Genomic DNA, 19,557 nt, shown 5'->3' on the forward strand with positions numbered 1-19,557 from the left:
TATATCAGTAAGTTAATAAAAAAATAAAAATGTAACTATATTGTAACATAGAAGTAATCAAATTATATGAATGTGAGTCGATAATATAAATGGAGTACTATAATTAAAAATTATTTAATTGGAGAAAAGCTCCATTTTACATAGATCTAACTCAAAATAAGAAAAGGGGGAAAAGTCTTGAAAAGAATAATATCAATGTTTTTAGCAATCATTATGCTACTTACTTATATTCCCTTTGGGGATATAGCAATAGCAAGTGCAGATGGAAAAATAGACATAACTAATATGCAGATAAATACGGAAATAAGAAGGCAAAATTCGAATGGGCAAACCAGCCTTAGAAAAACAGATTTTGTTGATATCGAAGGTTTTGGGTTTAGGGATGTCACTATAAAGAATGTTAAGATAAAACAATATAGTAGTGATAAACCACCAATACCACAGAAGGAACTTACAAGTACATTTAATGTAGTGGGAGGAGGTAAGATAAGAGTAACACTTGATGGTGATTCACCTATAGAGTCAAATTTAAATTATAAGGTTGAGATAACTTATGAATATAAAGAAGATAATGTAACGAAAACAGAGATTGAGGAATCTAAATTTTTTAGTGTAGACAGAAAGCCTGACATTACACATGAACCTAATAAAACTGTGCTGAATATAGGTGATGAGATAAGTATAGTAGGAACAGGACTTAAAGATGCTAAACTAAAATTTAAAAAAGGAAATACTATTTCTGAGGCTATGTATACTACAAGCTCAGATAACAACATCACGGGAAAAGTAGACAAGGATAAAAATGTAACAACAGGTCTAAATGATATAGTAATAGAAAGTGCACAGGTTTCAGAATCTGGCTTACCTGTCGCCAAAGTAACATTTATAGAAGCAGTAGAAATAAACTTAGAGTCAACAATAATAGATGTAAGTAATATAACTCCTACAGCTGGACCAACTACAGGAGGGACAGAAGTAAGAATAACAGGGAAGGGTCTTACGGATACAGCCACAGTAAGATTTGGAGATAATCTAGCTAGAATAATAAAATTAGAGGATATAGTGGGAAATAGTGAAGAAAAAAGATTAGTAGTTTCAGCCCCAAAATCAGATATAACTGGTCCAGTTACAATTACTATAAATGGAAAAGGAGTAGGTACGTTCACATATATTGCAACAGGAAATAGTCTCTTAGTAACGGGAATAGCTCCTGACAGAGGTAATGTATTAGGTGGAGATATAGTAGAAATAAGAGGATTTAACTTTCAACTTACAAAAGGAGATGGAGAAGAAGAGGGTAGAAAATTCATATCAGACGAAGGTACCGGAGACGTTGAAATTAGTGATGGAGACGAGGTATTAATGTTTAAGAAAGATGTTTCAAAAGAAAAAATAGGATTTAAGAGACCTACAGAAGAAGCTAAGTATAGAACAAGAGCAGTCAAGGTGACTGTAGGCGGGGAGTCTGCAACGTATAAGTTGGAAGAACCAATTAAAAGTCTAGAGGATTTAACTAGAATGGATCCAAAGACTGGAGAACAGATGTTAAAGATAGTTACACCATCAATGGCAGTACAAGAGGATACAGTAGTAAGTCTAGCAGTTGAAGTAATAACTAAATTCTATAAAGATAAGCCAGAAAACTCGGATAATGAATTAAAAGATTTAGAAATAGTAGAGAGAGAATTTAGAGAATTTATATATGAAACTGTAAAAATTCCAAAGGTAGAAAAAGTGACTCCTACACTGGGATCTACATCTGATGTAGACGATGTGAAAACTCCAGAAGTAGAAGTAAATAGAGATGAGGGAGTAAACTTTCCTACAGTATCAATAAAGGGGGAGAAGTTCTTAGTTGAAAGTAAAGTTGGAGCAGATGGAGTACGTAAAGTGGAAAGACCTAAAGTATTCGTAGTCCCAAGTGATGTATCAGATAGCGTTATAAAATCAAATGTAGGAGTAGATAAATACAGAGCAAAAGTAAGGGAAGTTTCATTAGATTCATCTGGAGAGACAGTAGAAGCAGATGGAGTATTTAATAAATTAGCAACAAAGATAGTTGCAGAATTACCAGCATATCCACATGAAAAAGAAGGTCCAAAGGATATAGTAATAGTAAATCCTGATGGTGGATATTTAAGAATGAAAGATGCTTTTATTTATAAGAAACCGTCTACCGAACCAGAAATAATAGAAATAAAACCAATGAAAGTAAATGCAAAAGGTGGAGAAAAGATAACTATAGAAGGAAAAAATATAGATCCACTTGTAAGCGACATAATAGTAACTATAGATGGAGAAGTTTCTAAAATAGAAAAAATAGACAGAGTAATAACTAATGAAGAAAATAGACAAATAATCACAGTGGTAACTCCACCAGGAAAAGCAGGACTGAAAATAGTTCAAGTTATAAATAGAGATGGTGGAACAGCTACATCAGACATATCAAATACAGAAACACCGGAAGGAAAATTAAATAGAAAGCTATATTATACTAGAGTAACATCAGCTCCAAAGATAACTGTTATAGCACCGAACTATGGAGGAGCAGGAGCAAAAGTTATTATAAAAGGAAGCGACTTTGTAATACCTGAAAAAGATGAAGACGATAATCCAATTCCTAACTCCGGTACAAGGGTATGGTTTGGAAACCATGAGATAAAAAATGGCGAATCTTATGGAAAAGATAGATTTGGTGAAGAAACAGAAGGAAAAATAGAAATAATAGATACAAAGACTATAGAATTAACTCTTCCAAGTGGATTACCACTAGGATTCAAAGATGTAATAGTAGAAAATCCAGACACTGCAAGAGATGCAGTTAAAAATGGATTTAATTACTTAGAGCCTCAAACAAATCCTCAAATATATTCTATAGAACCAAACTACGGAACTATAAATGGTGGGACTATGGTAAAGATAAAAGGAGAAGGCTTTACAGATAATGTGGAAGTATACTTTGGAGAGAAGAAAGGTATAAAGCCTATAGTAAACGGGGATGGGACAGAAATTATAGTGGAAACACCATCATACCCAATAGATTCTACAAATATGGATAATATAAAGGTACATCTAACAGTAGTGAACTATGATGGAGGAGCGAACACAATTGATAATGGATTCGAATATCGAATACCAGGTAGCTTCCCATTTATAAATAAAATAGATCCAGCAAGTGGAACTATGGCGGGAAATGATACAGTCGTTATAACTGGTGGAGATTTTAGATATAAAAAGGCTGAGGGTAACGAGAAGAAAGATAGATATGAAGAGGGAGACGAAATACCAAGGGTATACTTCGGTGGAGAAGAAGCCATAAATGTTAGGTATGCTGGGAATAGTCAATTAATAGTGACTACACCATCATATAATCAATCAGGAAGGGTAGACGTAGTTATAGTGAATCCAGATGCAGGGACAGCAATATCTAAAGGCGGATTCACCTATGGAACGTCTAAACCAACAATAACTAGTATTACGCCATCAGTAATAGATAAAAATGGTGGCACAGTAATAACTATAAAAGGATCAGGATTTATAAAAGGCGAATATGAAAACAAGATAGACATAGACACATTAGATTTACAAACTATATTGGGAAATGAAAAAGGTACAAGACAAATAATAGGTGGATTTGCAGAACTAAAAGTAGGAACTATAGATGTAGTATATGATGCAAGAGATAGCCAAAATCCTACAATAAAAGTTAAAAGTGATTTTGAAGAAAAAGAATTTACTGAAAGAATAAGTAGAAACAATCCATTATTAGTAGCTATGAAAACTACAAAAGATAGTGAATATCTTGAAGGAATAAAGGTATCAATAGAAGGAAATAACTTAACGGTTACTAGGAGATTAGCAACAAAAGTAGAGTGGATAGATGGAAACACTCTAGAGATCACGACACCACCAATGGATGGAGTGGGAGAAAGGGATATAGTAATAACAAATAAAGATGGTGGAGAAGCAAAAGGAAAAGTAACAGTAAAAAATCCAGCAAGTAATCCTAAGATAACAAACATAGAACCTAAGATAGAAAACTATGATGCGAGTAATGCCTTAGACTTTTATTCAGTAGAATCAACAGCAGAAGGAAATATTACATTCACTATATACGGAAGTGACTTCAGAACAGGAGTAAAAGTTTTAATAGGGGATCAAGAAGCTCAGATATTAAGTAAGGGGCCAAATGATGATAACCTAATAGTAAGATCTCCAAGAGCAAGAACAACTGATATAGACAAAAAACTTATAATAACAATATTAAACGAAGATGGTGGAGTAGTGGCATCAAACGATGCAGAAAAAGTAAAAATAGGAGCTCAGGGAAAGCAAGCATACTATATATATAGAAATGCAGATAGTTCTCCAAAAGTAACGAAGATAGATCCAAACATAGGAAGTATAAAAGGTGGAGAAAGAGTAGTTATAACTGGAAATGATTTTAGACCAGAACAAGTAGAAGTAAAATTTGGAGGAAGATTGGCAACAGTTGTACAAAGTGAATCAAGATACGATAGATTAGTAGTAATAACACCACAAGGAGATATGGTTGGAAAAGTAGATGTTCATATTAAAAATACAAAAGCACTAGGTGAAATAGTAGTAAAAGATGGTTACACATATATCTCATCTCCAATTATAACAAGCATAGATCCAGATAGGGTCAAAAATGATGGAGAACATAAAGTAACTATAAAAGGATCAGGATTTATGGAAGGCATAAAAGTAACTATAGGAGACTTAGGGGACGTAGCAATAAGTGAATTAGAATTTAAAGACAGTCAAACTATAGAAATGACAATTTCTCCGAAAGTAGAAATAAATTCAAGAGAAGAAAGTGTATTTAGAGATGTGACAATAGAAAATCCAGATGGAGGGAAATACACATCAAGGAATGGACTTGAAATTACACATCCTATACCAGATACACCTTCAGGATTTAGAGCAACTGCTGGACATGAGAGATCAATAACATTGACATGGGATAAAGTAGAGGATGCAGGAAGATATAAGATATTTGCTTCAAAGTCAGGTAGAAGAAGCGATTATGAATTCTTAGGAGAGACTACAGACTTAGAATATATAGTAAAAGACTTAGAACCAGACACAAGATATTACTTTAGACTATGGAGTCTAAATAAATATGGAGAATCTATAAGTTATGATTATGATGATGCAAGAACTTTCAGAAATAAAGATGATGATGGAAGAAATAAATATGATAACGACACTGAGAGTAGAAAAGATACAGTCATAAATTATACAAATGGGGAATTATCAATAAATCTAGCAGATAGATATAACTATGGTCAATATTATCAAGATTTATCAGATGCTAAATATAGTAACTATAAAAATATGAGAATAAGTATACCGATAAATGTCGCAAAATCGCTATATGGTAATGTCCAAGTGAAAACACAAGATATATTATTTGATATACCATTAGGTATATTCAGTGATATCGCTTACTATAAGCAAAATGATGATGCAAATGTAATAGTTACTTTATCAAAATTAGATAGTCAAGAAAAAGGACGAATAACTAAAGGAATAGAAAGAAATGAAGCAGTACTTGAAGATGGATATGAAATAAAATTTGAAGTGCAAAATGAAAGAGAAGTAACACCTATTGCAGTAAGAGGATCAGCTTCACTTACAGTCTATACAGACAAAGCAATACCAAATACAAATAGTGTATATATGGGAAGATACTCACCAGAGAGTAACAACTTATTAAGAAACACGGCAACAGTATCTCAATATGTAGACTATATGACAAATAAAAGAATATATGCAATATACGGCAATATAAATGCCGCAGGAAAGTACACTATAATATATAAAAAGTAGGGGTGTTTGAAAATTGGAAAGGTTAAAAAACAACTATCAATAGCACTAGCTATAGCAATGATCTTCACTACCCTTATCCAAAGCCCTATTAATGCACAAAATCTAGATCAGTTAAAAATTTATGATGGTATAGAATCTTATAATCAACTATATAACAATGTGAACTTTAGAGATATATCAAATCATTGGTCAAAAGATTCAGTATATAAGATGAGTGCATTATCAATAATAAGAGGATTGGGTCAAAGCTTGTTTAGTCCTGAAGGAACATTAACAAGACAAGAGGCTTTGACCCTTGTTATTCGCCTCGCAGGGCTGGAAGGACAAGGACAAGCATTAGGAAATGAAATGGCACAAAATGTAGACACAGGACAATATAATATATTAGAACCTAGTGACTACTGGCTAAGAGGATATATAGAAGTAGCAAAGAAATCAGGAATACTAACAGATGATGAAGTGAAGGAAATAGAAAGCTTATCAGAAAATCAAATAGAAGATATAGCTAAACAAGCCGAACAAAAACTAGGAACATATAATAATAAAAATTTAAGTCAAGAACAGTTAGAAAATATAAAAACACAACTTAATGAAAAAGTAAAGATAACACTTACTTGGAAAAAACCAGCTGAAAGAGAAAGAGTAGCTGCTTGGGTAGCTAAAGGAGCAGGACTTGCAAGCGTACAAGGAAACTCTCAGCAGTCAGTATATAATTTTAGAGACTGGTCAAATATGGATGGAAGATATGTTCCTATGATAGAAGCAGCTTTACAAGCAGGAATAATATCTGGGAACACAGATGGTACATTTAGACCAAAGTCATCGTTAAAAAGAAGTGAGGCAGCAAGAATATTAGATAATGCTCATGAAAAAACTTTAAAGAATCAAGGATATATTATAGGTACAGGAACTATAGAATCTATAGAAGCATTATCTCGAACTAAAGAAAATCAAAAGTCACAGGACAATTTGATAAAAATAAAGAACTATGACAATTCGTCTATTGGTCTATCCTACGGAGCTAATAATGGATTTGTAGTATATAAAAATGGACAAATAGGACTAGCAAACTCTCTAAGACCAGGAGACTATGTAAAATACTATATAAATAATCAGGGAAAAGTAGTTTACGTTGAAACTATAAGAAATGAAGATATAAATATTAAAGGAAATATAGAAGATATAAATACAGAACAAAAAACTATAACAATTAGAGACTATTATGGACAAGTTCATAAATATGACATAATAGCAGATGTAGATGTAAAGATAAATAAAGAGTGGACAGAACTAAAAAATCTCTTATATGATCAAGAAGTAGAAGTAAAAGTATCAAACGGAAAAGTAGTATCTATTGAAGGAAGCTTAGACCAAGGAGAAGATGGATATATACATCCAGGAGAGAGAATAGATATGGGAAAAGTACTTTATATAGATAGAGAAAAAGGAAAATTAACTGTTATAGATGGAGAAAAGCAAGCTGAGTTTCTAATAGATCCATCTATACCTATAGTAAAGGGAAATAGAAACATAGAAATAAACAGCATAAAAGAAGGCGATACAGTAAGACTAGAATTTGATCAATATCAAGGAAATATTCCTATGAAAGTTCATGTACTAGAGCCAGAAAGAGAAATTACTAATATATATAAAGGAACTGTAACGCACTATAATCCAAGTAAGAATCAAATAATAATTAAAGATCCATACTACTATAATAATGCATCATGGAGTAAAACATCTCAAGATAAAGTAATAGACTTAGGATATAATTCACAGATATATATAAATGGTAGGGGTATATCTAAAGAGTTGCTAAAGAACTATTTAAATAGAGATATATATGTAGCATTAGGAGATAATTTTGGAAAAGAAGAGGCTGTAAAATTAGTATTCAAAAGTGGCTACGAAAAAAATTATCAGAACGCAGTACAAGGAGTAACATTTGGAGATAGAAAAATAACTGTAGACTATAATAGCGTGTACTATGATGATAGTACAATAATAGTAAAGGATGGAAGACTAGTTCAACCATATAATCTAAGAGAGGATGACGATGTATTCTTAGTATCTCATGGACTATCTAATGATACAGCATCGTTCATATCAATAGAAGGAACGAAACATGAAAGCACAGGAATGGTAGTATATAGAGGTGAAATAGAAGAGATAGAACAATATGGTCTAGAACTTTATAGACCTACTATAATAGATGGATTAGAAAAGGATAATAGAAGGAATAGAGATATTAAATTAAGTGAAGATACGAAGATAATAGATAGTAGAGGAAAAGAGATAGAAAGAGTATCTGTAAAAGAATTTACAGATAGCAGATTCTTAAAAGACAAAGGAAAAGATAGCTACTATGACGAAGATGTGTATGTAATAGCTAAAGGAGACATGGCACTAGCAATAAACATCATAAACTCTAATACAGAGCACCAAACAATATCAATATCAGATATAAAAAGTATAGATAGAGAAAAAGAAATAATGACTCTTAAAAATGTAAGAGACTGGAGTGAGTTTAGAGAAAAATGGAATGTAAATAGTGCAGAAATAGAGCTAGATATTAGTGAAGCCATGTTTATAAAAGATGGTAAGCCAGTAAGCTTAAATGAAATAAGAGGAACAGAGAGTATATATATAATGAGAAGAAACGATAGAGGGTATATAGTAATATGCAGATAACTATTGTCACAAAGGAGTGATAAATTGAAAAAGTTCATAGCAGCACTAATGACAACCATACTTCTTATATCTCCACTAAGTGCATTTGCCGAATTTGGAAATGCAGGATTTGAAGGGGGAATACACAAAAATGAAAGGGATTCAAAAAAAACAAAAGAATATAAAGAGCTACTGTTAATCACAGGCAAACCAGTAATGTTAGAAGGAACTATAGAACCTAAGTATAGCGATAAAAAAGTAACTTATAAATATACGCTTGCAAATAAAGATAAGACTGTACAACTAAAGAGAAACTTAGAATTTGATAGGGAAATAAACTTTTCAAATAATCAAAAGCAGATAGTAGAAGTAAATAATATAACAAAATATACAGAAACGATAACAGACCAAAGTGAAGGTGAAAGAACGACATATACTTTAACAGACTATCAACTTCATAATTCTACAGTAGACGATAATCAACCAGTAGTAACATTTTACCAAGGTAACTGGGAAGGAACTAAAACGTATGCTATAAATAGAGATGAAGGAGAAATAGAAGTAAGTATATCAGGAACTACTTATGGGTATGATCATTTTTGGGGAGGAACAGAAACACAAAAGATACACCAAGACATAAATTATAGTCGAAAAACAGAAGATGATAAAACTATGACTTGGTATGGTAACTCTGACATAGATGTGTCTTTCAATAGAACCAAAGATATGACGTACTTTTCAAATATTCCAAATCAGTCTAGTTTTGATGGAGTATATACACTGACAGAGCAAGACCAAACTATAATGAAGTATTCATATAGTCTACCTATAATAGATAGGAATGGAAAAATAAAAGAACAAAAAAATATAGGACATGGTACAGAAAGATACGATACAGTGCCTACTCAGAAAAAACTGTTTATACCACAATATAAAGACATAAAAGGACATTGGGCAGAGTGGGATATAAAGAAATTAGGTGGACTGGAAGTTTTAGATGATAAAACATATTTTGGACCAAACCTAAGCATAAAAAGATCTGAGTTTGCAAAATGGATAGCAAAGTCTATGGACTTAATTCAAGAAGAGGATAGCTCGTCAAGAACTAGTAGAAGAAAAAAGGAAGAAAAAGTAGACCTTTTCTCAGACGTTACAAAAGTATATCCCGATTATGACTATATAAAGGTAATAACAGAAAAAGAAATAATGAATGGAATAGGCGAAAATAGATTTTCACCGGATGGAAGTCTAACAAGAGCAGAAGCTATAACTATAGTAATAAGATCTCTTGGACTAGAAAGACTAGCACCAAATGGATATTTCCAAACTAGATTTAGAGACGATGGAAGTATACCAGTTTGGGCTAAAAGGTCAGTATATGTGGCAGACCAGGTAGGTATATCGAAAGGAACACCAGAAGGGTATATATATCCAAACGAAGTTATGACTAAAGCAGAAGCAGCAACATTCATAAACAGACTTATAAACTATTTACAGCAAGACTTAAAGGTAAACTATAGAGAACACATAATAAACTAGACCCTAAAAAGTAAAGGAAGGGGAACATATATGAATAAATTTAGTAAGAGATTATCAGCGTTAGCGCTTAGTGGGGCTATAATGTTTAGCACTAGCGTTATAAAAGCGGAACCAGCATTAGACTTAGGATATGTGGATGCAATGGCTCAATTTGTAAAAGACAATTATCTTTATGAAATAACAGACGAGCAATTAACAGAAGGGGCAATAAAAGGCCTCTTCTATCACCTAGATCCATACAGTAACTACTATACAGCAGAAGAATATAAAAAGCTTGAAGAACAATTAACAGGAGAAATGCAAGAAGCTGGTATAGGTGTAAGAGTAATGGAACACAGTGGATATGTAAAAGTAATAGATGTAATAAAAAATTCATCATCAGAAAAAGCAGGACTAAAGTCAGAAGACATAATAGTATCTGTAGATGGTCAAAGCATAAATGGACTTCCAATTGATAATATAGTAGCTCTTATAAAAGGAGAAGAAGGAAGTAAGGTAAAAATAGGAGTAGTAAGAGAAGGTGAAAAAGATACATTAAACTTTGACATAACTAGAGCAAAAGTGATATATAATCCAATCAAGTCTGAAGTACTAGACGACAATATAGGATATATAAAGATAGAAGAGTTTAATCAACACTCATTTGAAGAAGTGTCGAAAGCATTAGGAGAGTTTGAAAGCAAAGGTATATATAATGTAGTATTTGATGTAAGAGACAATCCTGGAGGATCACTTACAGAGGTAATAAATATACTTAGACTAATAGTACCAAAAGGCCCAATAGTTCATGTGAAGTATTCGACAGGAGAAGAAGTTACTTATAAATCATTTAATGAATCGCCAAAATATAAGGTGTCAGTAATGGCGAATAAAAATAGTGCAAGTGCATCTGAGATATTTGCAGGAGCTGTAAAAGAAAGTGGAGCAGGAAAAGTAATAGGTGAAAAGACATATGGAAAAGGATCAGTTCAAGATATAGCAACACTTAAAGATGGTGGAGCAGTAAAATTAACAATAGCAGAATACTTTACACCTAATCGTAATAAAGTAAATAAAGTAGGTATAGAACCAGATATATTAGCAGAAGACGACATTATGTTAAAAAAAGCTGTAGAGGTACTTAAAAATAATAAATAAAAAATTAAAAAAAGAAGATTTTTTTCTAAATAAGGAAGGAGATCTTCTCTTTTTGTCTAAATATATATTATAAAGCCTAAAGTTAAAATAGCTTTACAGGCTTAAAAGGTATATACGTTAAAAGTGTAACATAACTGTAATGTTACAAATACTTTTTGTATAGTATAATACCATTGAGTAAAGAAACATCTGTAAGTACTCATCAACTTAAATATTACGATTCTATTACAGAAAAATTTCAAAGTTGACGGGCATGGTAACAGATGTTATAATAGGGAATAGATTCAGGAAATAGTTTATTTTCCTGATTTTATATCCTAAAAAATTAAAAACATAAACTAAGGGGGTTTATACAAAATGAACAAGAAGATTCTATCACTAGTACTAGTTTTAACATTAGTATTAGGAAGCTTCAGTTTTGCATTTGCAGATACGAAAGTTTCAAGCGATGTAGTTGGAACTGACTATGAAGATGCAGTTACAAGACTGAACAAATTATCAATATTAACAGGATACCCAGATGGGTCATTCAAACCAGAAAACACAATAACAAGAGCAGAATTCTCTGCAGCAGTAGCTAGAGCGAGAGGACTTGAAGCAGCTTCTCAAAACTCTAAAGGAGATACTCCTTTCACAGATGTTACAGCTAATCACTGGGCATCAGGATATGTTAACCAAGCATCAAAACTTGGTTTAGTAAATGGTATGGGAAATGGAATATTTGCTCCAGAATCTCAAATCACTTATGAACAAGCAGTTACATTAGTAGTAAGAGCATTAGGATATGAAGAAAAAGCTAAAACTCAAGGTGGATATCCATATGGACACTTATCAGTAGCATCAGAAACAGGATTATTAAAAGATGTTAAAAGTGGAACACAAGGAACACCAGCAACAAGAGGATTAGTTGCACAATTACTTGACAACGCATTAGACATTGAAAAAATGATCCAAACTGGATATGGAGATCAAGCTAAATGGGTTGTATCAGGAACAGAAGGTACTGTAAAACAATACTTATTTGATGATCTAGGACTTAAAAGACTAGAAAAAGCAACTATAACAGAAGCAGATAAAGATAAAAACAAAGTAGTAGTAAAAGTAGAAGATAGAAACAGTTCAGATTATAACAAAGGAAAAACACTTAAAGTTGAGAAAAACTTTAACTTTGCAGGATTAGAAGGATTAAGAGTTACAGTATGGTACAATGACAAAAACGATGAGCTAATTGATGTTAAAGTTGAAAATGACTTCCAAGTTAAGTTCGATGGTTTCGAAGTAACTAAAGAAGCAACTAAAAGTAGAGATGCAGAAATCAAACTTCTAACAGAAGATAAAAAATACGATGTTGCTGATGACGCAGTAATCAAGATTGATGGAGAAAAAATTGACGCAAGTGAATTAGAATTAGATGAAAAAGAATATAACTTTGCTAAAATTATATTAAATGATTACAATAATGTTTCGTGGATAGATGCATATTCACTAGACGGACCAATAGTAGTAGATAAAGTTGAAAAAGACGTTCTTAAAGGTTATGATGATGAAAGTTTAGATGATATAGATGACTATACTATCATAAAAGATGGTAAGCAAATATTATCAGATGACTTAAGTAAAAAAGACGTATTATTATACAACTCAAAAGAGGAATATGCAGTAGTTGTTACAAATACTAAACAAGGTGAAGTTGAAAGAGTTTACAAAGATGGATTTAGATTTGATGGAGAAATATATCAATATGATAATGATTACGGTACAATTAAGTATCTTTCTGGAGATAGCTTAGAAGAAGTAGATGCAGACGTAATGGACGAAATGAGAGACAACGGAAAAATAACAGTTTACTTCTCATTTGATGATAAAGTAGTATTTATTGATGGTAAAGCTGAAGAAGTATCAGGTAACTACGCAATGGTAAAAGAAACTAGTAGTGAATCATTTAAAAATCGTGGAGAAGACTACTATAAATTAGACGTATTGAATTCTGAAGGAAAAGTATTAGAATTTGATATAAAAGCAAAAGATATTAAGGATACAAGTGAAGATTTCCTAAAATCAGAAGCTGAGTGGAAAGACACAATTGTAGAGAAAAACATAATTAAATTATCACTTGATGCAAACAATAAGCCAACAAAAGTAGAAAAAACATCAGAAACAAGATTACCAAAAGAAATAACTGGTGATAATAAAGTAAGATTAAAAAGCGACTATGCAGCAGGATATAAGCTACAAAGTAAAACTCAAATATTCTGGAGAGATGGAGAAAATGAAGTTAAAAACTACGAAACATTTACTTGGGATCAAGCAGATAAATACTTTACTGAGATACAAAAAGGATGGGTATATGCAGATGACCAAGGAAGAGCAGTAGCTATCTTCGCAGAAGAGACTGATAACGATGGAGATACTAACGCTGTAGTTGGAATATTAAGAGATGTTCAAGAAAGAAAAGGTAAAGAAAGATATGAATTTGAAATAGAAGTAAATGGTAATAAACCAGATATATATGAAGGTAAAAAAGATGCTTTCAAAGACTATACATTATCAGAGTTAAGAGACGAAGTTAATGAGGTAGTGGTTCTTAGAGTTGGAGATAAGGACAAAGAAGTTAAGAGGATATTAATAGGAAACGATGTAGAGAAGTCTGCACCAGTAACAGTTAAGAGTGCAACTAACAGTAAACTAGTAGATACAAATAATAATGAGTATACAATCGTAGGTAAATACTATGATGATAGATCTACTGAGCGTAAAGACATAGCGGCTAGAAATGTTATAGGTGAAGAAGTAATATTATACTTTGAGCCAGGATCAGATACACACGTTCAAGTAGTAATTCTTAATGGAAAAGGAAATAGCGGTGGTAACACTAAAACTGATGTGTTACAATTTGCATACAAAAAAGGTAGTCTAATTTATGTAACAATAAATGATAGAGACTATGAATATGGTGGATCGCAAGAACTTACAGATTTACAAGCATTATCAGGAAAAGAAGTTAAATTCTCAGTACGTAATGGAGTTATTGTATCGGTTGAGGAAAAAAACCCAACAACAACAGAACCTGAAACTCCAGATCCAATAGATACAACGAATTTAGAAGCTGAGATAGCTAACGCTAAAGAAGCTAAAGCTGATGTTGAAATAAGTGCTGATGGTACTGATATTGAGGTAGGAAAAAAGTGGGTTACTCAAGACGTTAAAGAAGCACTAGATGCTGCAATATTGAAAGCTGAAGAAGCTTTAGAATCGGCAACAACAAATGAAGAAGTTACAGCTGCAATAAATGCTTTAAGATCAGCAATAGAAACATATGAAGCTGAAATAGCAGATGGAACAATGTAATTAAATAATAGTCATTGATACAGGCAAACCCCCAAGGATTTAATCCTTAGGGGTTTTGTTATATCATAAGGAAAAGCGCCCAACTATAATTAATATGATAACTTAAGGATTCACCAAATAAGTTTTGCTATGACTGCGTTATGAATATATCGAAGTCAAAGAAGTCTTAGTATAAATACTACTTGCAATTATAAGCGGTTTTTTATTTTATTTTTCAGTATTTGTTTGGGATTCCTTTATAGGATTAATGATAGGTGATAACTTTATAATACTACCTTTATCTATAATGATAATTTGGAAGTTTTTCGAAATATCATTACTATATGGACTTTCAATTATAGTAGCTCCTATTGGAATGCTGTTTATTTAAATACTAGATAAATGGAAAATCTTAAAATTAAGATAAATACCTCAAATGTATTTTTACATTTGAGGTATTTCTGCATTATAGACTACATGACCTTTCTATATTATAATAAGATTATTGAAAACTTATCCTATAGAATTAAGCTTTTCTAAATAATTACAGTAAAATTATAACTAGGAGGAAGATAAATTGAGAAAGATGCTTTTTATTAAGTCGAAGTATATGCTTTTATTTATAATTTTATTTATAACAATATTTTCTGTTTCAGATAAAAGAGTATTTGCTCAAAGTAAATCTGATAAAATACAACCCATCAATCCATTAGTAGCTCATGCTGGTGGCTCTATATATGGTTTTAAATATACTAATTCTCTTGAAGCTTTAGAAGAAAGCTACAAGAACGGATTTAACTTAATAGAGATAGACTTTGAATGGACATCTGATGGTAAGGTTGTAGCAATACATGATTGGGACTCTATGGCTAAGAGAATGCTTATGTCTGAATCAAAAGTTTATAGCCTGTATGAGTTTAAAAATTCAAAGGTTTTTCAAGATTTAACTTTAATGGATTTAGATGATTTAGCTAAGTGGCTTGAAACTAAAAAGGATGTATCTATAATTACAGATATGAAGAAGGATAATATAGAGTTTTTAAAGCTTATATCTCAAGACTATAAAAATATACAAGATCAAATAATACCTCAAGTATATTCTCAAGGCGAATATTTCCCGGTAAAAGATATGGGATATAAAGACATTATATTAACTTTATATAAAGAGAATATTAATGATGATGAAGTATTAGAATTTGTTAAGGGAAATACTGTTTTTGCTGTGACTATGCCTATTGAAAGAGGGTATTCTGATTTACCAATGAAATTGAAACATATAAATGTAAATACATACGCTCATACAGTAAATGACTTCTATATTTTTGAGGAATTAAGTAAAAATGGAGTGACAGGTATTTATACTGATATTTTTCATGCTAATAGATTTAAATTAAATTGATATAATAATATAAAAGTCATTCACTTATAAGTCAATATATGAGATAATATAAAAATGTGATTAATAAAATATAACTCTCACTTCTACAGGTGGGAGTTTTAAAATGGGATAAAACAACGGTAAAAACATTTTAAGAAGAGAGGAATAGCAATGAAGATAGGATTTGATGACAGGAAGTACCTTGAAGAACAATCTCAATACATTTTAGAAAGAGTTAATAAGTACGATAAGCTTTATTTAGAATTTGGAGGAAAACTTATAGGCGATTTTCATGCAAAGAGGGTTTTACCTGGATTCGATGAAAATGCTAAAATTAAGCTACTATGCAAACTACGAGAAAAAGTTGAAATAGTTATATGTGTATATGCAGGAGATATAGAAAGAAATAAGATAAGAGGGGACTATGGGATTACTTATGATATGGATGTACTAAGACTCATAGACGATTTAAGAGCATATAACTTACTAGTTAACAGTGTTGTTATAACAAGATATGATGATCAGCCTTCAGCTACTGTATTCATCAATAAACTTGAGCGTAGGGGTATAAAAGTTTATAAGCATAGAGCAACAAAAGGTTATCCAACAGATATAGATACAGTAGTAAGTGAGGAAGGATACGGACAAAACCCTTATATAGAAACTACGAAGTCTATAGTAGTAGTTACAGCGCCGGGACCAGGGAGCGGGAAATTAGCAACGTGTCTTAATCAAATGTATCATGAATATAGCAATGGGAAATCTTCAGGATATTCAAAGTTTGAAACATTTCCAGTTTGGAATATTCCTTTAAAACATCCATTAAACATAGCCTATGAAGCAGCAACAGCTGATCTTAAAGACGTAAACATGATAGATTCATTTCATTATGATGCCTATAACGTATTAGCTACAAATTATAATCGTGATATAGAAACATTTCCCGTGTTGAAAAGAATAATAGAGAAGATAACAGGGGAAGAAGCAGCATATAAGTCTCCTACAGATATGGGCGTAAACAGAGTAGGATTCGGTATAACTGATGATAAAGTTATTAAAGAGGCATCTAATCAGGAAATAATAAGAAGGTACTTTAAAACAAGTTGTGAATACAAGAAGGGTTATGTAGACAAAGACACTTTCCAGAGAGTAAAGTTAATTATGGAAGAGTTAGACTTAAAAGAAAATGATAGATCGGTTGTAATTCCTGCAAGAGAATATTCTACTAAGCTAAAAGATGATTGTGGGAAAAACGAAATTTGTCCAGTAGTAAGTATAGAACTTGAAGATGGAAAAATATTAACAGGTAGAAGTTCTGAAATAATGGACTCTACATCGGCAGTTATATTAAATGCTATAAAGTATCTTGCGAATATATCTGACAATATTCACTTAATATCACCAGTTATACTTAAGCCTATTAGAGACTTAAAGATGAAGACTCTAGGAAGTGTAAGTGCAGCTTTAAACTGTGAGGAAATATTAATAGCTTTAAGTATTTGCGCGGCAACAAATCCAACGGCTCAAGTAGCAATGGAGAAGTTATCTGAGCTCGATGGTTGTCAAGCTCATTCAACTACCATATTAAGCCTGAGCAACGATCAAACTTTTAGGAAATTAGGTATAGATGTAACTTGTGATCCAGAATATCCGACAGATAATCTTTTTTATAATGAATAATTTTGTTAATATTTTATCTAAAAATAGGGAGCTATGTAGCTTCCTATTTTTTGTTTTCAATATGTTTAAAAATTATTACAAGTTCTTTACTTTCATTGACAATGAAAATTAACTATTATAAGCTATAAATAGAGCAAATTATGTTTATGACACCTAGTATTGGATATAGGTAAAATGTGTAGTTGAAGATAGGAGAGAATGAAATGAGTGAGGAAAATAATATAAAAGTACCAGGGGAAATATCTGAGTATCTTTGGACAAGGTATCTACCAGAAACTACTTATAAGGTATATGCTTTAATAGCTTATTTAAACAAAAAAAGAGCTATCTTAGACGCACAAATAGAAATAGAAAATAATATACCAAGAGTCATTCAAGAGAAGAAAGACATATTAAATAAGCTAGGATTTAAGTATCCAGAAAATAGACAGGAAGATATAGACTTGCTGTTGAAGTATAACCTTATAGAAATGTCTAAGGATGAAGATGGTGAAGATATATATGTACATGTATATCCTATAAAAAGGCCACAAGAAGTACTAAACATAGATGAAGAAGAGTTAAAAACACTAGATAATATAAAATTTGAGATAAAGCATGAACAAGCTTTAAACATGCTATTTACATTAATACTAAATAATAATGGTAAATTAACTTGCTCTGTAGATCATATAACAAAGACTACTAAGGTGAAGCTAACAGAGGTAAAAGAAGTCATGAACTATCTATTAAGTGAAGAAGGTTCTATAAAAGTTACAGGGAATAAAGATATAAAAAAATTAAAAAAGACGATAAAGTATATATAACGTTAGATGAAGAAGTTTTTAATCAAAAGAGATTTATGCTTTAATGACACTTATGAATATAAACTACTAAATGGGGGTAACTTTTATGAAAAAACAAAAAAATTATTTCTACAATCCTAGTTTCAACTTTAATAATATCTGGTACAAGTATAGGTTTAGCCCAAAGCGACACCAATATAATAACTTATAATGATAATAAATCAAAAGATAAAGATAAAGAATATAAAGAGAAAGAGAAAAAAGAAAAAGAAGAACGCAAAGAAAGTGAGAAAGTAGCAAAAGAGAAAGAGAAAAAGGAAAAGGAAGAACGTAAAGAGAAAGAAAAACAAGAAAAAGAAGAGCGTAAAGAAAAAGAAGATCAAGAGAAAGTAGAACGCAAAGAAAAGAAAAGCAGGAGAAAGTAGAGCGTAAAGAAAAAGAAGATCAAGAGAAACAAGAACGTAAAGAAAAAGAAAAGTTACTGAAAGAGAAAGAAAAAGAGCTTAAAGAAAAAGAAAAAGCCGAAGGCAAGGAAAATGAGAAAGATTTTTGGGAAATAAAGAGTAAAATTAAAGAACTTAAAAAAGAGTTAAAAGAAATAAGAAGAGGTCAATATAGCCAGGAAGAGCTACAAAAAATAGAAAGTATAGTTAATGAATTAAAACAAATTCATAAAGATATAAAAGTTCTTCCAGTTGAGAATATAGCAGTGAAAAACAAGGATATAAAGTTTGACACACCTCCAGTAATAAAAGAAGGAAGAACTCTAATTCCAGTGAGAGCTATCACAGAAGGATTTGGTGCAAACTTAGAATGGAATGAAGAAACTAAAGAAGTGAAAATAAATAAAGACGGAAATGAAATAATATTAAAAATAGGTAGTGACATAGCACTAGTGAATGGAAAAGAAGTAAAACTAGATGTTAATGCAAATACTTTTAGTAATCGTACTTATGTACCTCTAAGATTTATAAGTGAAAATTTAGGACTAAAAGTTGAATGGGACGATGAGAGTCAAACAGTAGAAATAGATGATGAAGATAATAGTGATGATGTAGATGATAAAGACGACATAAATGATATAGACGATGACTCTGATAATGATGATGATACAGATGACGATAACGATAACTAATAAATAGTTAAGAGAGGAGGAATTACCACCATAGATTTATTTAAGTGGTA

General features: G+C 31.5%; 9 protein-coding genes. All 9 read left to right on the forward strand.

The features are described from left to right. Nucleotides 1-177: 177 nt before the first annotated feature. On the forward strand, nt 178-5,856 hold the full coding sequence (locus CURI_RS00825) for an IPT/TIG domain-containing protein (RefSeq protein WP_014966383.1): 5,679 nt from the start codon (nt 178-180) through the stop codon (nt 5,854-5,856). Nucleotides 5,857-5,862: 6 nt separating this feature from the next. After that, complete coding sequence (locus CURI_RS00830; RefSeq protein WP_014966384.1) at nt 5,863-8,547, forward strand: S-layer homology domain-containing protein; 2,685 nt, start codon at nt 5,863-5,865, stop codon at nt 8,545-8,547. A 24-nt stretch (nt 8,548-8,571) separates the two neighbouring features. Beyond that, nucleotides 8,572-10,065, forward strand: coding sequence for an S-layer homology domain-containing protein (locus CURI_RS00835; RefSeq protein ID WP_014966385.1), 1,494 nt, complete (start codon nt 8,572-8,574; stop codon nt 10,063-10,065). 30 nt (nt 10,066-10,095) lie between these two features. Further along, the gene (locus CURI_RS00840; RefSeq protein ID WP_014966386.1) at nt 10,096-11,202 is read left to right on the forward strand and encodes a S41 family peptidase; all 1,107 of its coding nucleotides are present in this window, start codon (nt 10,096-10,098) and stop codon (nt 11,200-11,202) included. 357 nt (nt 11,203-11,559) lie between these two features. Next, a complete protein-coding gene (locus CURI_RS00845; RefSeq protein WP_014966387.1) occupies nt 11,560-14,550 on the forward strand; it encodes an S-layer homology domain-containing protein in 2,991 nt (996 codons plus the stop codon). A 565-nt stretch (nt 14,551-15,115) separates the two neighbouring features. Beyond that, nucleotides 15,116-15,928, forward strand: a complete 813-nt coding sequence (locus CURI_RS00850; RefSeq protein WP_014966388.1) for a glycerophosphodiester phosphodiesterase family protein — start codon at nt 15,116-15,118, stop codon at nt 15,926-15,928. Between the two features lie 150 nt (nt 15,929-16,078). Further along, a complete protein-coding gene (locus CURI_RS00855; RefSeq protein WP_014966389.1) occupies nt 16,079-17,587 on the forward strand; it encodes a DUF1846 domain-containing protein in 1,509 nt (502 codons plus the stop codon). 203 nt (nt 17,588-17,790) lie between these two features. After that, nucleotides 17,791-18,393: a DUF6042 family protein gene (locus CURI_RS00860; protein WP_014966390.1), complete on the forward strand. Its 603-nt coding sequence runs from the start codon at nt 17,791-17,793 to the stop codon at nt 18,391-18,393. 688 nt (nt 18,394-19,081) lie between these two features. Further along, nucleotides 19,082-19,507 (forward strand): copper amine oxidase N-terminal domain-containing protein, encoded by a 426-nt coding sequence (locus CURI_RS00865; protein ID WP_014966391.1) that lies wholly within the window; start codon nt 19,082-19,084, stop codon nt 19,505-19,507. Nucleotides 19,508-19,557 lie beyond the last annotated feature (50 nt).

This window comes from Gottschalkia acidurici 9a (assembly GCF_000299355.1).
In the GTDB taxonomy this organism is placed as follows: Bacteria; Bacillota; Clostridia; order Tissierellales; family Gottschalkiaceae; genus Gottschalkia; species Gottschalkia acidurici.